The sequence below is a fragment of the Streptomyces sp. NPDC046915 genome (assembly GCF_040644935.1).
GTDB lineage: Bacteria > Actinomycetota > Actinomycetes > Streptomycetales > Streptomycetaceae > Streptomyces.
The window spans coordinates 183940-205133 of sequence record NZ_JBEYXB010000008.1; the positions used below are offsets into that span (position 1 = coordinate 183940).

Consider the following 21194-nt stretch of genomic DNA (forward strand, 5'->3'; position numbering starts at 1 on the left):
GAAGGGGCAACGCATGACCGACGGCACGCCGGCCGACCAGTTCTTCGACGCCGCCATCGGCCTGCTGCGCCGGGTCAAGGAGGAGGAGCCGCAGGCCATCGCCGCCGCCGGGAAGCTCCTCGCCGACACCGTCGAGGCGGGCGGCCGGCTGTTCGCCTTCGGCGCCGGCCACTCCTCGCTCGCCGCCCAGGACGTCGTCTACCGGGCCGGCGGCCTCGCCCTGATGAACCTGCTCACGGTCCCCGGGGCCGTCGGCGTCGACGTCACCCCCGCCACCCTCGGCTCCGCCCTGGAACGCGTCGACGGCCTCGCCGCCGCCGTCCTGGACACCTCACCCCTCCGCGCCGGCGACACCCTGGTGATCATCTCGCTCTCCGGCCGCAACGCCCTGCCCGTCGAGATGGCGATCAACGCCCGTGCCCTCGGCGTCAACGTCATCGGCGTGACCTCGGTCGCCTACACCACCGGGACCACGTCCCGGCACACCTCCGGGACCTTCCTGAAGGACCACTGCGACATCGTCCTCGACTCCAAGATCGCCGTCGGCGACGCCGAGCTCACCCTCGACACCGTCCCCGCGCCCTTCGCCCCCGCCTCCACCGTCGTCACCGCCGCCCTCCTCCAGGCGGTCATGGCCACGGCGGCCGCCGCCCTCGCCGACCGGGGCATCGAACCCCCGCTGCTGCGCTCCGGCAACGTCGACGGCGGGCTCGAATGGAACAACCGGGTCATGGAGCAGTACGGCGACCGGATCTTCTACCGGCGCTGAGAGCGGTCGCGGCGGGCGGCGCTCACTCCTCCGCGGCCGCCCCCGTCACCCCGGCCAGATCCAGCGCCGCCGCGATCCGCACCGCCACATCCTCCGCGTACGTGGCGTCCGACCGCTCGAAGCGGCTGCGGCCACGCCCCCGCAGGAACGTCACCACACCCAGCGTCCGTCCCCGGCTGCGCAGCACCGCGCACAGGGAATGCACACTCTCCGCGGGCCACTGCCGGGCCGACGCCCACTCCCGGCTCCGCTCGTCCGGCACATCACCGGCATCCGCCCGCACCGTCCCCGCCCGCTCCACACACTGAAGGGCGGGATGCCCCTCCTCGTACCGCACGGGCAATCCGGCCGCACCCGTCAGCAGACTGGGCCCCGGCGCCCCGGACGGCGTGGCCGCGAGCCGCACCAGCCGCACCCGCGCGGACGCCTCCGCGACCGGAGCACCCGCGACCCGGTCGATCAGCGCGTGGTCGGCGAACCCGGCCAGCGCGAAGTCCAGATGGACGGTGGCCGCCTCCGCCGGGTCCTCGCACTCGGCCGCCGCCCGTGCCGCCCGGTGCAGCTGATTGGTACGGAAGCGCAGCAGCGCCGCCTCCTGCTCACCCTGCTTGGCCTCGGTGACGTCCTGGAACATCCAGCTCACCCCGAGCGGCACCGGCTCCTCCGCCAGCGGCGAGGCCAGCAGCAGGAACCAGCTCCGCCAGCACCTGCGCCGCTCGCCCTCCGCGGTACGCACACCCACCCACATCTCGGCGGGCGCCGGCGGCGCACCCTCGGCCAGCACATGCGTGAGCGCGCCCTCCAGCTCCTCCACACCCTGCGAGAGCAACTCCCCGATCGGCCGCCCCAGCACCGACGTACGCCCGATCCCCAACGCCCGCGCCGCGTGCGCGTTCACCACGGCGGGCCTGAGATCGGCGTCGACCAGCACGACCCCCCACGAGGCGTCCTCGAACAGCGCCTCGCTCAACGCGATGGACCGCTCCAGATCGATCTGCGCGTGCACCTCGCTGAACGCGCAGTACACCCCGGCGGGCTTGCCGTCCGGCCCGCGCACGGCGGCCGACTGGGTGCGCACCAGGACCCGTCCGCCGTCCTTCGTCACCAGCGCGAACTCGTGCACCTGCCGCCCCGGAGCCCGCATGGCCGACAGCAGCCGCCCCTCGACCTCCTCGGCGTCGGCGCTACGCACCGCCCAGCCCGCGAACCCCTTGCGTCCCACCGCCTCCGCGGCCGTCCAGCCCAGGATCCGCTCCGCCTCACGGTTCCAGTGCGTGACGACGCCGTCCGCGTCGAAAGCGCACAGGGCCGCGTCCATCCCGTCCAGCAGGGCGGCAAGCAGGTCGGATCCGTCCCGCTCTGGCTCGCCGGGCCCCAGCTCATCGGTGGTCCCACTACGCCGGGAAGCACTCACCTGGACCCCCTGCAGGCTGTGTCCGCGGTTACGGCACTACGGTTCGCTCATTCACCTTCATTCAACTCGAACGTGACGCAGCGCACACTTGGTTCCCACAAGATTGAAGGAATTGTTGTAGATCAACCGCTCACTGTGAGAGTGCCCAGCCCGAGGTCGGTCCACTCGTCGCTTTCTCCGTCCAGCACATACCGCTCAACCTCGACGAAACCACACTTCTCGGCGAACCTCAGCCCGTGCTCGTTGACGGCAAGCACACACGTCTCCACCCCCCGCGCACCCAGCACACGCGCGTGAGCAAACCCGTCCTCGTACAGCGCCCTGCCGTACCCCCGGCCCCGGAACTCGGGCAGCACCCGCGCGATCACCGTGGCCACCCCGTCCTCGTCCCGCGGCGGACGCACGGTGGAATTCCCGACGAGCACGTCGCCCACATACGCGTTGACCAGCCGATTGCGCCCCAGCCGTTCCCGCGCGTCCTCCAATGGCATCGCCGCCGGCGGCACGATCACGTTGTGCACATGCCGCCACTGCTCCAACGCGAGCTCACTGCCCACGGCCTCGATCCGCAGCCCCCGCCGCCGCGCGTACCCCTCGGGGAACCGGACGACGGCGTCACCGTGCTCGTGATCCAAAAGACCCACGCAGAGCGCATCGATAGTGTGCGTCTTGTCCAGCCCCGTGGCGATGCGGTTCCCCTTGGTACGACCACCAGACCTCGTCGCCAAGGCGACGGGGCGTGGTTCGTACGCCCGCACGACTCCGGACCGGTTCGGCTTCCCTCGCCTGCGGAGGGCCCGAACCAAAAAGCATTTCGGGTACGGGACCGGCGATCTCGTACGGGCCACGGTGCCATCCGGCAAATGGGCGGGAACGTGGACCGGGCGCATCTCCGTACGTGCCAGGGGACAGCACAGCCTCACCACACCAGCGGGCCGATTGAACGTCTCCCACCGGAATCTACGGCTTCTTCAGCGAGCCGACGGATACGGGTACAGCAGTCGACCAGAACCAGCGCGCGCGACCGCCCGAAAAAAAGGGTTGATCGGTGCCCGGGCGGTTCCTAGTGTGTGACTCACGCCCGAAAGGAGGTGATCCGGTACATGAGTGAATCCCGGACGCGCGAGGTGGCTGCGGGCTAGCGGCCCGTCCCCACATGAAGTGCGGTGCCGGACCAGCACGTGACAAGCGTGCAGCCGGCCAATCCCAAGCAGTCACCCGACCCGCGAGCTCGCCGGTACGTCCGGCCGGCTCCCCCGCCGTAAGGCGGAGGGACCTGAGCTCGCGGGTCGCCTGCATTTCGGGCCCCCAGGGGGTAGGGGCTCAAGGACTCAACCGCTCCACCCGCCAGCCCCCCTCCGGCTCGGCCACGTACCGCAGACGGTCGTGCAGGCGGTTCGCCCGGCCCTGCCAGAACTCCACCGACCGCGGGGCGACGCGGTAGCCGCCCCAGTTCGGCGGGACCGGGACCTGCTCGCCCTCGGGGTAGCGGGCGCTGAGCCCAGCGTAGGAGGCGTCCAGCTCGGCGCGGGAGTCGATCACCGAGGACTGGGCGCTGGCCCAGGCGCCCAGCTGGGAGCCGTGCGGGCGGGTGCGGAAGTAGGCGGCCGTCTCGTCGCGGCCGGTACGGCGGGCGATACCGGTGACGATGACCTGCCGGGCGATCGGATGCCACGGGAAGAGCAGCGAGACGTGCGGGTTCTCCGCGAGGTCGCGGGCCTTGCCGGAGTCGTAGTTGGTGAAGAAGACGAAGCCGTGGACGTCGTACTGCTTCATCAGGACCGTACGTGAGCTGGGCCGGCCGGCGGCGTCCGCGGTGGAGACGACCATGGCGTTCGGCTCGTGCAGCGTGCCCTGGAGGGTCGCCTGCGACGCGTCCTCGAACCAGCGGGTGAACTGGTCCATCGGGTGCGGGGCCAGCTCGTGCTCGTCGAGACCCTCCGCCCGGTACTGCTTGCGCATCGCGGCGGGGTCACGGAAGGTGTCACGGTCGGTCACGTCGCGGTCGGTCACGCGGTCATCTTGCCGTATCCACCTACCGTGTTGTGTGGCACTCAGTGCCGTACGGTCTCCCCATCGGTGGCACTCACCGATATCGTGCGAGTGGGACCGTGGAACCGTGACGGCTCATGCGCCCGCAGACCTCACGCACACCTCACTAGGAGCCGCCTGATGTCGGACTTCGTACCCGGGCTCGAAGGAGTCGTCGCGTTCGAGACGGAGATCGCCGAACCGGACAAGGAGGGCGGCGCCCTGCGGTACCGGGGCGTCGACATCGAGGACCTGGTCGGCCACGTCTCGTTCGGGAACGTCTGGGGGCTGCTCGTCGACGGCGCCTTCAACCCCGGCCTGCCGCCCGCCGAGCCCTTCCCCATCCCCGTGCACTCCGGCGACATCCGCGTCGACGTGCAGTCCGCGCTCGCCATGCTCGCCCCCGTCTGGGGCCTCAAACCGCTCCTCGACATCGACGAGCAGCAGGCCCGCGACGACCTCGCCCGCGCCGCCGTGATGGCCCTGTCGTACGTCGCCCAGTCCGCGCGCGGCCAGGGGCTGCCCATGGTGCCGCAGCGGGAGATCGACAAGGCGCACTCCGTCGTCGAGCGGTTCATGATCCGCTGGCGCGGCGAGCCGGACCCCAAGCACGTCGCCGCCGTCGACGCCTACTGGACCTCCGCCGCCGAGCACGGCATGAACGCCTCCACCTTCACCGCCCGCGTCATCGCCTCCACCGGCGCCGACGTGGCCGCCGCCCTCTCCGGCGCGGTGGGCGCCATGTCCGGGCCGCTGCACGGCGGCGCGCCCTCCCGCGTGCTGCACATGATCGAGGAGATCGAGCGGACCGGGGACGCCGAGGCCTACGTCCGGCACGCCCTGGACCGGGGCGAGCGGCTGATGGGCTTCGGGCACCGGGTGTACCGGGCCGAGGACCCACGCGCGCGCGTGCTGCGCCGCACCGCCCGCGAGCTGGGCGCGCCCCGCTTCGAGATCGCCGAGGCGCTGGAGAAGGCGGCCCTGGCGGAGCTGCACAACCGGCGTCCGGACCGTGTGCTGGCCACGAACGTGGAGTTCTGGGCGGCGATCATCCTGGACTTCGCCGAGGTCCCGGCGCACATGTTCACGTCGATGTTCACCTGTGCCCGTACCGCCGGCTGGTCGGCGCACATCCTTGAGCAGAAGCGCACGGGACGGCTCGTGCGCCCCTCCGCGCGCTATGTGGGTCCGGGTTCGCGCGGCCCCCAGGAGATCGAGGGCTACGCGGCCATCGCGCACTGAGGCCGGCCCGGCCGGCTTCACAGCGGCGTCACGCGGGGCTGAGCAGCTCCGCGTGACGCCGTTCGGCGGCCAGCGGGTGGGCGCGGAGCTTGCCCTTCAGCTCGTTGTAGCCGTACTCGGCGAACAGGGGGTTGGCCGGGTCGTCGGTGACGCCGGGCGCGCTGGAGGCGTACGGGAAGGGCAGCGGCTCCACGCGCGCGTCCAGGCTCGGGTTGTAGAAGAACGGCACCGAGAACCGCTCGGTCGCGCGGGGCGGGCTGACCACGCGGTGGTTGGTGGCGATCAGATAGCCGTTGGTGGCGACCTCCAGCAGCTCGCCAGGTTGACCACGAAGGCGTCCTCCAGCGGCGGCACGTCGTGGAAGCCGTAGTCCTTGTGCGCGCCGACACTCCGCGGGGTGTACGGGGCACGGGCGGCCGCCGGGGTGGGGCGGGGCCCGGGTGCCGTGGGAAGGGTGCGGGGGGCTGTCTCTCAGGGTCCGGGTTCAGGCGGAACGCCGACAGCCCATGCTCGTGACGCGCACGTAGTCCACGTGCCGGCGTCGGACGAGCATCGGAAGCATGCGGACAGGGTACGCGTGGTCAGCCCAGTGCCTCGTCCAGTACCTCCGCCCACTGCGCCACCACCCGCTCCCGCCGCCCCGCGTCGTCGGTGAGCAGGTTGGCGAGGCCCAGGCCGCGGGCCATGTCGAGGAGGCCCTGGACGGTTTCCCGGACGCCGGGGCGGGATTCGTCCGCGCCCAGCAGGTCCACGGCGATGCGGTGTGTCTCGCGGCCGACGTGGGCTTCGAGTTCCGTGACGCGGGGGCGGAGCTGGTCCTCGTCACTGGCGGCGACCCAGAGGTGGAGGGCGGCGCGGAAGAGGGGGCCGGTGTAGAGGTCGACGAGGGCGGAGACGACGGCGCGGCGGTCGGTGGCGCCTTCGGGGAAGAGGGCGCGCAGGGCGGTGGAGCGTTCTTCGGCGACGTATTCGACGGCGGCGGTGAAGAGGTCCTCGCGGGTGCGGAAGTGGTGCTGGGCGGCGCCCCGGGAGACGCCGGCGCGTTCGGCGACGACGGCGACCGTGGAGCCCGCCCAGCCGTGTTCGGCCAGGCAGGCCACGGCTGCCTGGAGGAGCCGCTGCCTGGTGGCGCGGCTGCGGTCCTGTTTGGGGACGCGTTCGGTGGTGCGTTCGGTTTGTTGTTCGTCTGTGCTCACAGAGCCCATGAGGGATCCCGTCGTTCCAGGAAGGCCGTCATCCCCTCGCGGGCCTGCGGGGAGGAGAACAGCCGGGCCGAGAGCGCGGTGAGGTCGGCCGCGTCCCGGTCGAAGGCTTCCAGCACCCTAGCTGTGAGCAGCTGTTTCGTCTCGGCGAGGCCCTGCGGGGAGGACCGGCGCAGACCGTCCAGGATGGGTTCCAGTACGGCGTCGACGTCGTCGCCGGCCGCGGTCAGCAGGCCGATCCGTACGGCTTCCGTCGCGTCGAAGCGTTCGCCGGTGAGGTAGTGGCGGGCCAGGGCGCGCGGGTCCGTGCGGGGCAGGACGGTGAGGGAGATGACGGCGGGGGCCACTCCGATGCGTACCTCGGTGAAGGCGAAGTCGGACCGGGTCGACGCGGCGGCGATGTCGCAGGCGGCGAGCAGGCCGAGGCCGCCGGCGCGGACGTGCCCGGTGATCCGGGCCACGACGGGTTTGCGCAGTTCGACGATCTGCCGGAGCAGGTCGACGAGGGCGTCCGGGTGGGGAGGGTCGCGCAGGTCGGCGCCCGCGCAGAAGGTGGTGCCGGTGTGGGTGAGGACGACGGCCCGTACGTCGGTGTCCTTGGCGCAGTCGGTGAGCGCGTCCGCGAGTTCGCCGACGAGGGCGGCGGACAGCGCGTTGCGGGTGTCCGCCGAGTCGAGGCTGAGTGTCTCGACGCCACGCGCGCGCGTGCGTCCGATCAACGTCATGCTTGCTCCCTGAGTTCCCGCAGTTGCCGGCGGAGGATCTTGCCCGAGGCGGCCCGGGGGACTCCTTCGATGAAGGTGACGCGGCGGACGCGTTTGTAGGGGGCGACGCGTTCGGCGACGTACATCGTGACCTCGCCCTCGGTGAGGTCGGGTGCGGTGGGCTGGCGGACTACGTAGGCGTGCGGGATCTCGTTGCCCTCGTCGTTGTGGGCGCCGACGACGGCCGCGTCCGCGATCCCGGGGTGGGTGAGGAGCAGCGCTTCGAGTTCGGCCGGGGCGACCTGGAAGCCCTTGTACTTGATGAGTTCCTTCACGCGGTCGACGACGAACAGCCAGCCGTCGGCGTCGGCGTGTCCGACGTCGCCGGTGTGCAGCCAGCCGTCGCGGTCGATCATCGCGGCGGTGGCGTCGGGCCGCCCGAGGTAGCCCTTCATGACCTGCGGTCCGCGGATGAGGATCTCGCCGGGTTCGCCGGTGCCGAGGTCCTTGTCGGGGTCGTCGAGGGAGACGATCCGCATCTCGGTCCCGGCGATGAGCCTGCCGACGGTGCCGGGGGGCGCGTCCCGCATGGCGTCCAGGGGTACCACGTGGGTGCCCGGGGAGAGTTCCGTCATGCCGTAGGCCTGGCCGACCGGTGGCAGGCCCAGGCGCTGTGAGCAGGCGGCGGCGAGGGCCGCGTCCAGGGGTGCGGCGGCGCTGATGATGTATTTCAGCGAGGACAGGTCGTAGCGGGCGACGGCCGGGTGCTTGGCGAGGGCGAGCACGATCGGCGGGGCCACGTACAGGCCGGTGATGCGGTGGTTCTGGATGGCCGCGAGGAAGCTCTCCAGTTCGAAGCGGGGCAGGACGACGACGGTGGCACCCTGGCGCAGGGGCGCGTTCATCAGGGCGGTCAGGCCGTAGATGTGGAAGAAGGGCAGTACGGCGAGGATGCGGTCGCCGGGTCCGGAGGGGACGGCGGGTTCGAGCTGGGCGAGGTTGGTCGCGATCTGCCGGTGGGTGAGCATCACGCCCTTGGGGATGCCGGTGGTGCCGGAGGAGTAGGGCAGGGCGGCGATGTCCTCGGCCGGGTCGATGCCGACGGCCGGTTCGGGGGCGGTCGTGGCGAGCATGTCGATGAGCGAGCGGTGTCCGCTCGCGGTGTCGCAGACGAATATCTCCTCTGTGCCGCCGGCGAGTTCGGCGGCCCGGCGGGCGGTCTCCAGCAGCGGTGAGACGGTGATGATCCAGCGGGCGGCGGAGTCCCTCAGCTGTTTGGCGAACTCCTCGGCCGTGGCGAGCGGGTGCACGGTGGTGACGGCGGCACCCGCGCGCGTGGCGGCGTAGAACGCGGTCGGGAAGGCGATGGTGTTGGGGCTGTGCAGGGCGAGGATGTCGCCTTTGCGCACCCCGGCGTCAGCGAGGGCGGCGGCGAGGCGGCGGTGGAACCGGTCGACTTGTTCGTAGGTGAGGGTGGTGCCGTCGGTGCCGTCGACGAGGGCGGGCAGCCCGCCGAATTCGGCGGCGCGGCCCAGGACCGCCTCGTGGATGGGGAGTTCGACGGCCGGGGTGTCTGCGTACTCGCTGCGGAACATGGTTCCTCCTCGCGCCGAGCCAAGTCGGTACGACTGGTCAGTACGACTTGGGCAGGCCCAGGGTCTGGTGGGAGACGTAGTTGAGAATCATCTCCCGGCTCACCGGGGCAATACGAGCCACGCGCGCGGCCGTTATCAGGGAGGCGAGGCCGAATTCCCGGGTGAGGCCGTTCCCGCCGAGGGTGTGGACGGACTGGTCGACGGCCTTCACGCAGGCCTCCCCGGCGGCGTACTTGGCCATGTTGGCGGCCTCGCCGGCGCCGGCGTCGTCCCCGGTGTCGTAGAGGTGGGCGGCCTTCTGCATCATCAGGCGGGCCAGTTCCAGGTCGATGTGCGCCTGGGCTAGGGGGTGGGCGATGGCCTGGTGGGCGCCGATGGGGGCTTTCCAGACGGTGCGGTCGCGGGCGTACTCGACGGCGCGGGCGAGCGCGTACCGGCCCATGCCGATCGCGAACGCCGCCGTCATGATCCGTTCGGGGTTGAGTCCGGCGAACAGCTGGAGCAGCCCGGCGTCCTCGTCGCCGACGAGTGCCTCGGCGGGCAGCCGTACGTCGTCCAGGACCAGCTCGAACTGCTTCTCCGCGGCGGCCAGTTCCATGTCGATGGGCCGGCGGGTGAAGCCTTCGGCGTCGCGGGGGACGATGAACAGGCAGGGCTTGAGGCGGCCGGTGCGGGCGTCCTCGGTGCGGCCGACGATCAGGACGGCGTCGGCCCGGTCGACGCCGGAGATGAACACCTTGCGGCCGGTGAGCAGCCAGTCTCCCCCACTGTCACGACGGGCGGTGGTGGTGATGCGGTGGGAGTTGGATCCGGCGTCGGGTTCGGTGATGCCGAAGGCCATGAGCCGGGTGCCGTCGGCGAGGCCGGGCAGCCAGGTGCGTTTCTGCTCCTCGGTGCCGAAACGGGCGATGACGGTGCCGCAGATGGCCGGGGAGACGACGAGCATGAGGAGGGGGCAGCCGGCGGCGCCCAGTTCCTCCAGGACGATGGAGAGTTCGGTGATGCCGCCGCCCCCGCCGCCGTACTCCTCGGGGAGGTTCACGCCGAGGTAGCCGAGCTTGGCGGCCTCCGACCAGAGTGCGTCGGGGTGGCCGCCCTCGGCGACGACGCGGGTGATGTAGTCACGGCCGTAGCGCTTGCCGAGGGCGGCGACGGCGGCCCGCAGGGCGCCCTGCTCCTCGGTTTCCAGGGTGGTACTCAACTGTCCTGAACCTCCTCCTGTGCGACCTGTGGGACCTGTACGACCTGTGGGACCTGTACGACGGCGAGCAGGGCGCCGACCTCCACCTGCTGTCCGGGCACGGCGTGCAGGGCCGTGAGCGTGCCCGTGGCCGGGGCCGCGATGCGGTGCTGCATCTTCATCGCCTCCAGCCAGACCAGGGGTTCTCCGGCCCGTACGGCGGCCCCCTCGGTCAGGCCGTCGGCGACGCGGACGACCGTGCCGGGCATGGGGGCGAGGAGGGAGCCGGGGGCGTGGTGGGCGGTGGGGTCGGGGAAACGGGGCAGGGCGGTGAGGACGGTGGCGCCCACGTGGATCTGGTCGCCGCCGTAGCGGGCCACCTCGAACTTCCTGCGTACGCCGTCCACTTCGAGTACGACGAGGGAGGCGTCGGCGTGCACGACCCGGACGCCGTCCGCCGTCAGGCCCTGCCGTGTGTGCCGGTAGCGGACCTCGTGCTCCTCGCCCGCCATCAGGTAGCGCTTGGTCTGCGGCTGCGAGGGCAGGTTGCGCCAGCCGCCGAAGCGGGAGCGGCCGTGGGCGTCGGCGAGGGCGGCGGCCAGGGGGGCGTACGGGTCGGGGACGGGCGGGGTGAGGGCGGTGAGGTGGCGGTCGTAGAAGCCGGTGTCCATGCGGCCCGTGGTGAACTCCTCGTGCCGCAGGGAGCGGGCGAGGAGGTCGCGGTTGGTGACCGGGCCGTGGATCGCCGCCCGGTCCAGGGCGCCGGTGAGGGCGCGGATCGCCTCCGCGCGCGTGGGGGCGTGGGCGACGACCTTGGCGAGCATCGGGTCGTAGTGGACGCCGATCGTGTCGCCGTCGGTGTAGCCGGTGTCGAGGCGGACGCCCTCGGGTACGGCGAGGCGGTGCAGGGTACCGGTCTGCGGGGCCCAGTCGCGGGCGGGGTCCTCGGCGTAGAGGCGGGCCTCGACGGCGTGACCCCGCGCGGGGGGCGGCTCGGCCGCCAGGGTGTGGCCCTCGGCGACGCGGAGCTGGAGGGCGACGAGGTCGATGCCGAACACGGCCTCGGTGACGGGGTGCTCGACCTGGAGGCGGGTGTTCATCTCCAGGAAGTGCGCCTTGCCGTCGGCGACGAGGAACTCGACGGTCCCGGCACCGGCGTAGGAGACGGAGCGGGCGGCGCGCACCGCCATCTCGTACAGCTCATCGGTGAGCCGGGAATTCAAACCCGGAGCCGGGGCCTCCTCGATCACCTTCTGGTGGCGGCGCTGGAGGGAGCAGTCACGCGTGCCGAGCGTCCACACCGTGCCGTGCGTGTCGGCGAGGATCTGCACCTCGACGTGCCGCCCGTTCTCCACGTACGGCTCGACGAAGACCTCACCGTCGCCGAAGGCGCTCGCCGCCTCCGCGCGCGCGGCGGCCAGTTCGGCGTCCAGGTCGGCGAGCCGCCGCACGACCCGCATCCCGCGCCCGCCGCCGCCCGCCGCGGCCTTCACCAGCACCGGCAGGTCGGCCTCGGTGACCTCGCCCAGGGGTGCGAGGCCCATTAGCTCCTTGGCGCGTGTCTTGGAGGCCATCGCCTCGATGGCCTGCGGCGGCGGCCCGATCCACACCAGGCCCGCGTCCAGGACGGCACGCGCGAAGTCGGCGTTCTCGGAGAGGAAGCCGTACCCCGGGTGCACGGCGTCGGCGCCGGCCGCCACGGCGGCCTTCACGATCAGGTCGCCGCGCAGATACGTCTCGGCGGGCGAGGCTCCCGGCAGCCGTACGGCCGTGTCGGCCACGCGCGCGTGCAGGGCGTTGTCGTCGGCGTCCGAGTGCACGGCGACCGTCCGGATTCCCCACTCACGGCAGGTGCGGAACACACGGCAGGCGATCTCGCCCCGGTTGGCGACGAGCACAGAAGTGATCACTGGTGGTCCCTCACATCCGGAAGACGCCGAACCCACCGCGCGCGCCCTCGTAGGCTGCCGTGTGGATCGCGGACAGGCACAGGCCGAGGACGGTGCGGGTGTCGCGGGGGTCGATGACGCCGTCGTCGTACAGCCGCCCGGACAGGAACATCGGCAGCGACTCGGACTCGATCTGCTGCTCCACCATCGCGCGCAGCGCGGCGTCCGCGTCCTCGTCGTACGGCTGTCCCTTCGCGACGGCCGACTGGCGGGCGACGATCGACAGCACGCCCGCGAGCTGCTGCGGGCCCATCACGGCCGACTTGGCGCTGGGCCAGGCGAACAGGAAGCGCGGGTCGTAGGCGCGCCCGCACATGCCGTAGTGCCCGGCACCGTAGGAGGCGCCCATGAGGACGGACAGGTGCGGCACCCGGGAGTTGCTGACCGCGTTGATCATCATCGAGCCGTGCTTGATGATCCCGCCCTGCTCGTACTCCCTGCCGACCATGTAGCCGGTGGTGTTGTGCAGGAAGAGCAGGGGGATGTCGCGCTGGTTGGCGAGCTGGATGAACTGGGCGGCCTTCTGCGACTCCTCGCTGAACAGCACCCCCTGCGCGTTGGCCAGGATGCCGACCGGATAGCCGTGCAGGGCCGCCCAGCCGGTCGTCAGGCTCGTCCCGTACAGCGGCTTGAACTCGTCGAAGTCGGAGGCGTCGACGAGCCGGGCGATGACCTCGCGCGGGTCGAAGGGCGTCTTGAGATCACCCGGGACGATGCCGAGGAGTTCCTCGGGGTCGTACTTGGGCGGCTCGGCCGGGCCGGGGTCGGGATGGGCCTTGTGGTGGTTGAGCCGGGCCACCACCCGCCGGGCCTGCCGCAGCGCGTCCCGCTCGTCGACGGCGAAGTAGTCCGCGAGGCCCGACACGCGCGCGTGCATCTCCGCGCCGCCCAGCGACTCGTCGTCGCTCTCCTCGCCGGTCGCCATCTTCACCAGCGGCGGCCCGCCCAGGAAGACCTTCGCGCGCTCCTTGACCATGATCACGTGGTCGGACATGCCCGGGATGTAGGCACCGCCGGCGGTGGAGTTCCCGAAGACGACGGCGACCGTCGGGATGCCGGCGGCCGACAGCCGGGTCAGGTCCCGGAAGATCGCGCCCCCGGGGATGAAGATCTCCTTCTGGGACGGCAGGTCCGCGCCCCCGGACTCGACCAGGCTGATGCAGGGCAGCCGGTTGGCGAGCGCGATGTCATTCGCCCGGAGGGCCTTCTTCAGGCTCCAGGGGTTGCTGGCACCGCCGCGCACGGTCGGGTCGTTGGCGGTGATCAGGCACTCCACGCCCTCGACGACGCCGATGCCGGTGACGAGGGAGGCGCCGACGGCGTACTCACTCCCCCAGGCGGCCAGCGGCGACAGCTCCAGGAACGGCGTGTCCGGGTCGAGGAGCAGCTCGATCCGCTCCCGGGCGAGCAGCTTGCCCCGCTCGCGGTGCCGCCGCACGTACTTCTCGCCGCCGCCCGCGAGGGCCTTGGCGTGCTCGGCGTCCAGGTCGGCGAGCTTGGCCAGCATGGCCTCGCGGTTCGCCGTGTAGTCGGGGCTCTTGGTGTCCAGGGCGGACGGGACGACCGTCACAGGAGGGCCTCCGGGATGTCCAGGTGTCGCGAGCGCAACCACTCGCCGAGCGCCTTGGCCTGCGGATCGAAACGGTGCTGGGCGGCGACGCCCTCGCCGAGGAGTCCCTCGACGACGAAGTTGAGCGCGCGGAGGTCGGGGAGCAGGTGCCGGGCGACGGGCAGCGTGCGGCTCTCGGGAATCAGCTCCCGGAACCGGTCGGCCGTCAGTGTGTGCGCGAGCCATCGCCAGGCCTCGTCCGTCCGCGCCCAGACCCCGACGTTGGCGTTGCCGCCCTTGTCACCGCTGCGGGCTCCGGCGACCATCCCCAGGGGGGCGCGTCGGGTGGGACCGGGTGGCAGGGGGGCTGGAAGGGGCGGTTGCGGTACGTCGTCAAGTACGCGGGTGTCGTGAGCCGGGGGCACGGGGATACGGCGCCCGTCGTGGAGGACGGCCACATGGTCGACATCCGTCTGGGGGACGTACGCATCCTCGAAGACCCCATAGGGCGCGCCCTTTCCAGGTGGCGCGAGCACATGGAAGCCGGGGTAGCTCGCGAGCGCCAGCTCGACGGCGGCTCCGCTGAGCGCCCGCCCCACGACCTCCTGGTCCGGGTCCCGTACGACGAGCCGGAGCAGCGCACTGGCCGTCTCCTCGGTACCGGCGTCGGGACGGTCGGTGCGGACGAGTTCCCAGCGGATGCCGGCGGGCGGGGACTTGGCGAGGGCGTCGGTCAGCTGCGCCCGCACCAGTTCGGCCTTCGCCTCGATGTCGAGTCCCGTGAGCACGAAGACGACCTCGTTGCGGAAGCCGCCGAGCCGGTTGCGGCCGACCTTGAGCGTGGGGGGCGGGGCCTCGCCGCGCACTCCCTCGACACGGACGCGGTCCGGGCCCTCCTGGGTGAGCCGTACGGTGTCCAGCCGGGCGGTGACGTCGGGCCCGGCGTACCGGGCGCCGCCCGTCTCGTACAGCAGCTGTGCGGTCACCGTGCCGACGTCGACGAAACCGCCGGTGCCGGGGTGTTTGGTGATGACGCAGCTGCCGTCCTCGTGGATCTCGGCGAGCGGGAAGCCGGGGCGGCGGACGTCTCCGTGACCGCCGTGGAAGAAGGCGTAGTTGCCGCCGGTGGCCTGCGCCCCGCACTCCAGGACGTGGCCGGCGACGACGGCACCCGCGAGCCGGTCGTGGTCGGCCGGCTGCCAGCCGAAGTGGGCGGCGGCCGGCCCGGTGACGAGGGCCGCGTCGGTGACCCGCCCGGTGACGACGACGTCGGCGCCCTCCCGTAGACAGGCGGCGATACCGAAGCCGCCGAGGTAGGCGTTGGCGGTGATGCCGTCCGGATACCGGCTCTTGAGGTCGTCGCCCTCGACGTGGGCCACGCGGGCGGGGACGCCGAGCCGGTCGGCCAACTTCCGTATCGTGTCGGCGAGTCCGGCGGGATTGAGGCCGCCCGCGTTGGCGACGATCCGGACGCCGCGCTCGTGGGCGAGACCGAGGCACTCCTCGAGCTGGCGGAGGAAGGTGCGGGCGTAACCGGCGGCAGGGTCCTTCAGGCGGTCCCGGCCGAGGATGAGCATGGTCAGCTCGGCGAGGTAGTCGCCGGTGAGGACGTCGAGTTCGCCGCCGGTGAGCATCTCGCGCATGGCGTCGAAGCGGTCGCCGTAGAAGCCGGAGGCGTTGCCGACGCGGAGGGGGGCCGCCGGGGCGGTCACTCCCCGGCCTCCTTCGGCGCACGGCCGGCACCGGGCGGGCCCGCGAAGGCCTGGGCGACGTCCAGCCAGCGGTCGGCGTCGGGGCCCTCGGCGCGCAGGGCGAGGTCGGCGCGGTGCGCGCGCTGGGTGACGAGGAGGCAGAAGTCGAGGGCGGGGCCGGTGAGGCGCTGGTCGGCGTCTTCGGGACCGTACGTCCACAGGTCGCCGGACGGGGCGGTCAGCTCGACCCGGAACTCCTCGAACGGCACGGGCAGTCCGTGCACCCCGAAGGCGAAGTCACGGGTCCGCACGCCGAGGCGCACCACATGCCGGAGCCGGCCGGTGGGTGTGCGCACCACACCCAGCGCATCGGCGACGTCCTGCCCGTGCGCCCAGGTCTCCATCAGCCTGGCGCTCGCCATGGACGCGGCCGACATGGGCGGCCCGTACCAGGGAAACCGTGCGCCGGCGGGCGCGGCACGCAGGGCGTCCGCGAGGGCCTCGCGCCCGCTCCGCCAGTCCGCGAGCAGCTGCGCGGGCGGCTTGGCGGCCCCCTCCTCCGCCCCGTTGTCCACGAAGTCCCCGGGCTCGGTCAGCGCCTTCTCGACCTCGCGGGCGAAGGCGTCCTGATCGGTCACGGCGAGCAGGGAGGAGTGGTCGGTCCAGGCGAGGTGAGCGATCTGGTGGGCGACGGTCCAGCGGGGCGCGGGGGTGGCGAGGGCCCACTGCTCGGGCTTCAACTCGGCTACCAGCCGGTCGAGTTCATCGCTCTCGGCACACAGGTCATCGATCACGGGCGTCGGGTCGGCCATGCCGGGAGCATGGCAGCGGGAGTAGAAACAATCAAGCATGCTTGCATGAATTCAGGCCCCGCCGAGTCGGCGCGTTCGCCGCCGCGGTCCGTCAGACCGCCTCGATCGGCGGGTAGACCGGCGCCCACATCACCGCTCGCACGGCCCCGTCCACGTCGTTCAGGTCGGCACGGGCGACGTCGTCCTCCGCCGCTGCCGTGGCCACCGCGGCGGCGACCGCCGTGGAGGTGGCGCGCAGGTCGTGGACGGGAGGGAGTACGGGCGCGCCCGGGTCGGTCACGTCCGTCTGCCGTGCGACCGCGTCCGCCGCGGCCCGCAGCATGCGGTCGGTGACATGGGAGGCCTGGGCGACGATCGCTCCGAGGCCGAGGCCGGGGAAGATGAGGGCGTTGTTGGCCTGCCCGATGTGATGGGTCGTGCCGCCGTGTTCCACCGGGGCGAAGGGGCTGCCCGTGGCGACGAGGGCCTTGCCGTCGGTCCAGGCGAGGAGGTCGGCGGGCTCGGCCTCGGACAGGTCGGTCGGGTTGGAGAGCGGGAGGATGATCGGCCGCTCCGTGTGCTCGGCCATCTCGCGGACGACGGGCTCGGTGAAGGCGCCGCCCTGGCCGGAGGTGCCGACGAGGATGGTGGGGCGGACCCGGCGGACGACCTCGTCGAGCGGGATGCCGGGCAGGTCGTCGTCGCGCCGCCAGTCGGAGACCTCGTCGGCGGGGCGGGCGTAGGGCACCTGGAAGTCGCGGAGCTTGTCTCCCTGGTCGTCGGTGAGCAGGCCGTAGCGGTCGACGCACCAGAAGCGGGCGGTGGCCTCGTCGGCCGGCAGTCCCTCCGCGACCAGGGCGTCGTGGAGCTGGTCGGCGATGCCGATTCCGGCGCTGCCCGCGCCGAAGACGACGATGCGGTGCTCGCGCAGGGGCATGCCGCTGGCCTTGGCGCCGGAGAGGACGGCGGCGAGGTTGACGGCGCCGGTGCCCTGGATGTCGTCGTTGAAGGTGAAGACGCGGTCGCGGTAGTGGTCGAGGATGCGGCGGGCGTTGGCGGGGCCGAAGTCCTCCCAGTGCAGCAGGGCGCGGGGGAAGAGCTTGGTCGCGGTGGTGACGTAGGCGTCGATGAAGGCGTCGTAGGTGTCGCGGTCGACACGGGGGTGCCGGTTGCCGAGGTAGAGGGGGTTGTCGAGGAGTTCCCGGCGGTTGGTGCCGACGTCGAGCATGACGGGGATGGTGCGGCGCGGGTCGATCCCGGCGGCGGCCGTGTACACGGCGAGCTTGCCGACGGCGATGTCGATGCCGCCGACACCCCAGTCGCCGATGCCGAGGATGGCCTCGCCGTCGGTGGCGACGATCAGGTCGACGTCGTCGGGGCCGAGGCCCGCGGCGCGCAGGGAGCGCTCGATGTCGTCGGGGGCGTCGACGGACAGGTACACCCCTCGCGGGCGCCGATACTCGTAGCTGTAGCGCTTGATGGCCGTGCCCACGGTCGGGGTGTAGACGATGGGCAGCATCTCCTCGAGGTGGTCGCCGACGAGCCGGTAGAACAGCACCTCGTTGCGGTCGTGCAGGGCGGTCAGGTTGACGCTCCGGGCGAGGTCGCCCGGCTGCTCGCGGAACTGGGCGTAGGCGCGGTCGGCCTGCTCGTCCTGGGTGAGCACGCGCGGCGGCACCAGGCCGACCAGGTCCAGGGCCCGGCGCTCCTCCTCGGTGAACGCGGTGCCCCGGTTGAGCCGCGGGTCGCTGAGGACGGCCCTGCCGCGGGCCGTGATCTTCAGAGGCTTGTACGTGGTGTCCCGCTCGGCCGTCATGGGGCCTCCTGCCGGAAGGTCTGCGCCGGTGCCTGCCCTTGTCGCCTTTCCGTCCAGGTCTGTCCCAATCAGGAGTGTGCCGGACCCGGCGGGGGTCCGCCCGGTGCCTACGGCCGTTCAGGCGTCCGGCGCCACCATCTCGCGCCGCCCTCGCCGCCCCACCTGCGTCCGCACGGCGCCCATGCTGGCCGCGACGACCAGGGCGATGGCGAGGGCCTGGAAGGGCGAGAGGGTCTGGTCGAGGATCAGGAAGCCGGCGGTCGCGGCGATGGCCGGTTCCAGGCTCATGAGAATGGCGAAGGTGGAGGCGGGGAGGCGGCGCAGGGCGAGGAGTTCGAGGGTGTAGGGGAGGACGGAGGAGAGGACCGCGACCGCTGAGCCCAGGCCGACCGTCACCGGGTCGAGGAGCTTGCCGCCCGACTCGGCCACGCCCAGCGGCAGGAACAGCAGCGCCGCCACCGCCATGGCCAGCGCCAGCCCGTCCGCCTGGGGGAAGCGGCGGCCCGTACGCGCGCTGAAGACGATGTAGGCGGCCCACATCGCTCCCGCGCCCAGCGCGAAGGCGACGCCCACCAGGTCGAGGTCGCCGAAGCCTCCGCCGCCCAGGAGGAAGACGCCGAGGAGGGCCAGGCCCGCCCAGACCGCGTTGACGGCGCGGCGGGATGCCAGGACGGAGAGGGTGAGGGGGCCGAGGACCTCGAGGGTGACGGCCGCTCCCAGCGGGATGCGGGCCACCGCCTGGTAGAACAGGCCGTTCATCGCGCCCATCGTGATGCCGAAGACGATCACCGTGCCCCAGTCGGTACGCGAGTGGCCCCGCAACCGGGGGCGGCAGACCAGCAGCAGGACCACCGCCGCCGCGAACAGCCGCAGCGTCACCACGCCGAGCGCGCCGGCCCGGGGCATCAGGGTCACGGCGACGGCGGCGCCGAACTGCACGGAGACGCCGCCGGCCAGCACCAGACCCACCGGCCCGAGCGAACCGAACCGGCGGGGACTGCCGCCACCGCCTCCGGAGATCACGGGCGGGGACGACGGGGCGGCGGCGCGGGAAGTGCTCACGGGCGGTCCTGGGGCTGGTGCGGATCAGAGGCGACCCTGATCGTTCATCACGGTGTACTTTCAGGTCCAGGGTAATAGACTGTCTCGTCGCGGAACAGGGGGCGTCCGTCGGGGAGGACGGTGGGGACGGCGGCGTGGGGGTCGGGCCCGTAGGAATTGCCGTACACATGCCCGTGCCCGTGGCCCTGTTCGTGCCCATGGCCCTGTCCGTAGCCGTACCCGTACTCGTAACCGTGCGCGTACGCGGGCTGGGGCTGGGGCTGGGGTTCGGGCCAGGTCGCCGCCGTGGTGCCGTACGCGCCGTGACCGTTCCCGGGGGCGTGCGCGTCCTGTACGTACGTCCCCTGACCGGTCTCGAAGGACAGCGGCAGGCGCAGCTCCCCCGTGTCCATCACCGCGTTGTTCTGCGAGCGGTGCAGTCGTGCGTACGCCCCGCCCCGCGCGAGCAGTTCCTCGTGCCGGCCGGTTTCCACGATGCGGCCCCGGTCCACGACCAGGATGCGGTCGGCGTCGGGGGCGAGGTTGAGGTCGTGGGTGATCATGATCGTCGTACGGCCGCTCATCAGGCGGCGCAGGGGCTTGACGACACGGCGGGCCGCCATCGCGTCCAGGCCCGTCGTGGGCTCGTCCAGCACCAGGACCGGCGCGTCGCGCAGGATGGCGCGGGCTATCGCCAGGCGCTGGAGCTGGCCGCCGGAGAGACGGGCCGAGTTCGGGTCGACCCTGGTGTCGTAGCCCTCGGGGAGCCGGACGATGAAGTCGTGGGCGTCGGCCGCCTTCGCCGCCTCCTCGATCGCCTGGTCGCTGGCGCCGGGCCGGCCGCAGGCGATGTTCGCGCGGACGGTGTCGTGCAGGACCAGGGTCTCCTGGGGGAGCAGGGTGACGTACTCGCGCAGGCGGGCCAGGGGGAAGTCCCGCAGGGACACGCCGTCGAGGAGCAGGTCGCCCGCGTCCGGGTCGTAGAAGCGGAGGAGGAGCTTGGAGACCGTGGACTTGCCGGCGCCGCTCGGGCCGGTGATGATCACCAGCTCGCCGGGGCTGACCGTGAAGGAGAGGTCCTTCAGGGCGGGCTTCTCCGTGCCGGGGTAACCGAAGTACACGTTCCGCACCTCGACCGTGCCGTCCGGGCGGCCGGCCTCCGTGCCGCCGCGCGTGGGGTCGGTGACCGCCGGCCGCACGTCCAGGATCTCGATGAGCCGCTCGGCGCCCGCCGTGGCCGCCGTCACCGTGAGGCCGAGCTGGGCCAGGCCGCGCACCGGCGGGTAGAGGTAGCCGAGGAACGCGGAGAAGGCGAGGAGCTGGCCGAGGGTCATCCGGCCGGTGGAGATCTCCCAGGCGCCGATGCCGATCACGGCGAGGACGCAGACCGTCTCGATGACCTGCACCAGTTGTTCGTACGCCTCGTTCAGCCGGGTCGAGCGGACCGAGGCGCGGAACCAGGCGTTCGCCTCCTCGCTCAGACGGCGGCGCTCCGCGTCCCGGCGGTCGTAGGCCTGGGTGAGCACGATGTTGCCGAGGGACTCCTCGACCACCGAGGTGATCGCGCCGTCGGCGACCCGGCCCTCGCGGGAGACGTCCTTGATGGCGCCGGAGAAGCGCCGGGCCGCCAGCCAGAAAAGGGGGGCGAGGACGAAGGTGGCGGCGGCCAGGTCCCAGCGCAGCCAGAACGCGGCGGCCGCGTAGAACAGGGCGGAGAAGGCGGCGGAGGCGGCGCCCACGAGACCCGACACGACCATCGTCTCGATCGCCTCGACGTCACTGGTCAGACGGGAGAGCAGGTCGCCCTGGCGGTGCCGCTGGAAGAAGTGCGGGGGCAGTTGCTGTACATGGTCGAAGACGTGCTCGCGCAGCCGCATGACGAAGCGCTCCGTCGCCCAGGCGGCGAGGGAGTTTCCCGCGTACGCGACGGCCGCGCCGACCGCCGCGACACCCAGCCACTTGACCGCCGGGGACCAGAACGCGCCCAGCGACCCCTTCTCCAGGGCGTTGTCCGTGAGGTCGCCGAACAGCAGGATGGCCTCGGTCTCGGCCAGCGCGGCGAGCACGGTGCAGACCCAGACGACCAGGAGCCAGCGGCGCAGACCTCTGGTCAGCGGCCAGAAACGGCGGAAAGCGGTACGGGCGGGAATGGTGGGCGTTTCCTCGTATTCGTACTCCTCACCGTCATCCTCGTCCAGGTTCATTTCCCGCTCCCTCTCT

General features: G+C 72.2%; 16 protein-coding genes and 1 pseudogene. 2 read left to right on the forward strand and 15 right to left on the reverse strand.

The window, feature by feature from the left end:
* Positions 1-13 precede the first annotated feature (13 nt).
* On the forward strand, positions 14-769 hold the full coding sequence (locus tag ABZ915_RS22070; protein ID WP_361805565.1) for an SIS domain-containing protein: 756 nt from the start codon (positions 14-16) through the stop codon (positions 767-769).
* 22 nt (positions 770-791) lie between these two features.
* Here ABZ915_RS22070 and ABZ915_RS22075 read toward each other — a convergent pair whose 3' ends face one another.
* The 3 genes from ABZ915_RS22075 to pdxH all read right to left on the reverse strand — a co-directional run bounded on the left by ABZ915_RS22075 (position 792) and on the right by pdxH (position 4145).
* Entirely contained in the window at positions 792-2183 is a 1392-nt protein-coding gene (locus ABZ915_RS22075) for a PAS domain S-box protein (RefSeq protein ID WP_361805568.1), read from the reverse strand.
* 122 nt (positions 2184-2305) lie between these two features.
* A complete protein-coding gene (locus tag ABZ915_RS22080) occupies positions 2306-2941 on the reverse strand; it encodes a GNAT family N-acetyltransferase (protein WP_361805571.1) in 636 nt (211 codons plus the stop codon).
* A gap of 565 nt (positions 2942-3506) precedes the next feature.
* Positions 3507-4145 (reverse strand): pyridoxamine 5'-phosphate oxidase, encoded by a 639-nt coding sequence (gene pdxH / locus ABZ915_RS22085; RefSeq protein ID WP_361806287.1) that lies wholly within the window; start codon positions 4143-4145, stop codon positions 3507-3509.
* Positions 4146-4355: 210 nt separating this feature from the next.
* Between pdxH and ABZ915_RS22090 the strand changes: the two genes are divergently transcribed.
* Positions 4356-5456, forward strand: a complete 1101-nt coding sequence (locus ABZ915_RS22090) for a citrate synthase 2 (RefSeq protein ID WP_361805574.1) — start codon at positions 4356-4358, stop codon at positions 5454-5456.
* A gap of 28 nt (positions 5457-5484) precedes the next feature.
* Here ABZ915_RS22090 and ABZ915_RS22095 read toward each other — a convergent pair.
* The 12 genes and pseudogenes from ABZ915_RS22095 to ABZ915_RS22150 form a co-directional block, all read right to left on the reverse strand.
* Positions 5485-5819: pseudogene (locus ABZ915_RS22095) on the reverse strand (2OG-Fe(II) oxygenase family protein); the annotation flags it as partial.
* 218 nt (positions 5820-6037) lie between these two features.
* Positions 6038-6661 carry a TetR/AcrR family transcriptional regulator gene (locus ABZ915_RS22100; RefSeq protein WP_361805577.1) on the reverse strand — a complete coding sequence of 208 codons (624 nt, stop codon included), beginning with the start codon at positions 6659-6661 and terminating at the stop codon, positions 6038-6040.
* Positions 6649-7383 (reverse strand): enoyl-CoA hydratase family protein, encoded by a 735-nt coding sequence (locus ABZ915_RS22105; RefSeq protein WP_361805580.1) that lies wholly within the window; start codon positions 7381-7383, stop codon positions 6649-6651. Before ABZ915_RS22105 ends, ABZ915_RS22100 begins: the two co-directional genes overlap by 13 nt.
* Complete coding sequence (locus ABZ915_RS22110) at positions 7380-8957, reverse strand: 4-coumarate--CoA ligase family protein (protein ID WP_361805583.1); 1578 nt, start codon at positions 8955-8957, stop codon at positions 7380-7382. The genes ABZ915_RS22105 and ABZ915_RS22110 overlap by 4 nt, the downstream gene beginning before the upstream one ends.
* A gap of 37 nt (positions 8958-8994) precedes the next feature.
* The gene (locus ABZ915_RS22115; RefSeq protein WP_361805586.1) at positions 8995-10158 is read right to left on the reverse strand and encodes an acyl-CoA dehydrogenase family protein; all 1164 of its coding nucleotides are present in this window, start codon (positions 10156-10158) and stop codon (positions 8995-8997) included.
* A complete protein-coding gene (locus ABZ915_RS22120) occupies positions 10155-12047 on the reverse strand; it encodes a biotin carboxylase N-terminal domain-containing protein (protein WP_361805589.1) in 1893 nt (630 codons plus the stop codon). The genes ABZ915_RS22115 and ABZ915_RS22120 overlap by 4 nt, the downstream gene beginning before the upstream one ends.
* A gap of 10 nt (positions 12048-12057) precedes the next feature.
* Positions 12058-13656: a carboxyl transferase domain-containing protein gene (locus tag ABZ915_RS22125; RefSeq protein ID WP_361805592.1), complete on the reverse strand. Its 1599-nt coding sequence runs from the start codon at positions 13654-13656 to the stop codon at positions 12058-12060.
* Entirely contained in the window at positions 13653-15347 is a 1695-nt protein-coding gene (locus ABZ915_RS22130) for an acyclic terpene utilization AtuA family protein (protein ID WP_361805595.1), read from the reverse strand. Before ABZ915_RS22130 ends, ABZ915_RS22125 begins: the two co-directional genes overlap by 4 nt.
* Entirely contained in the window at positions 15344-16138 is a 795-nt protein-coding gene (locus tag ABZ915_RS22135) for a TIGR03084 family metal-binding protein (protein WP_361805598.1), read from the reverse strand. Before ABZ915_RS22135 ends, ABZ915_RS22130 begins: the two co-directional genes overlap by 4 nt.
* Before the next feature lie 91 nt (positions 16139-16229).
* Positions 16230-17933: an NAD-dependent malic enzyme gene (locus tag ABZ915_RS22140; protein WP_361805601.1), complete on the reverse strand. Its 1704-nt coding sequence runs from the start codon at positions 17931-17933 to the stop codon at positions 16230-16232.
* 117 nt (positions 17934-18050) lie between these two features.
* Positions 18051-18956 carry an EamA family transporter gene (locus ABZ915_RS22145; RefSeq protein ID WP_361806290.1) on the reverse strand — a complete coding sequence of 302 codons (906 nt, stop codon included), beginning with the start codon at positions 18954-18956 and terminating at the stop codon, positions 18051-18053.
* Between the two features lie 86 nt (positions 18957-19042).
* A complete protein-coding gene (locus ABZ915_RS22150; protein ID WP_361805604.1) occupies positions 19043-21178 on the reverse strand; it encodes an ABC transporter ATP-binding protein in 2136 nt (711 codons plus the stop codon).
* Positions 21179-21194: the final 16 nt, after the last annotated feature.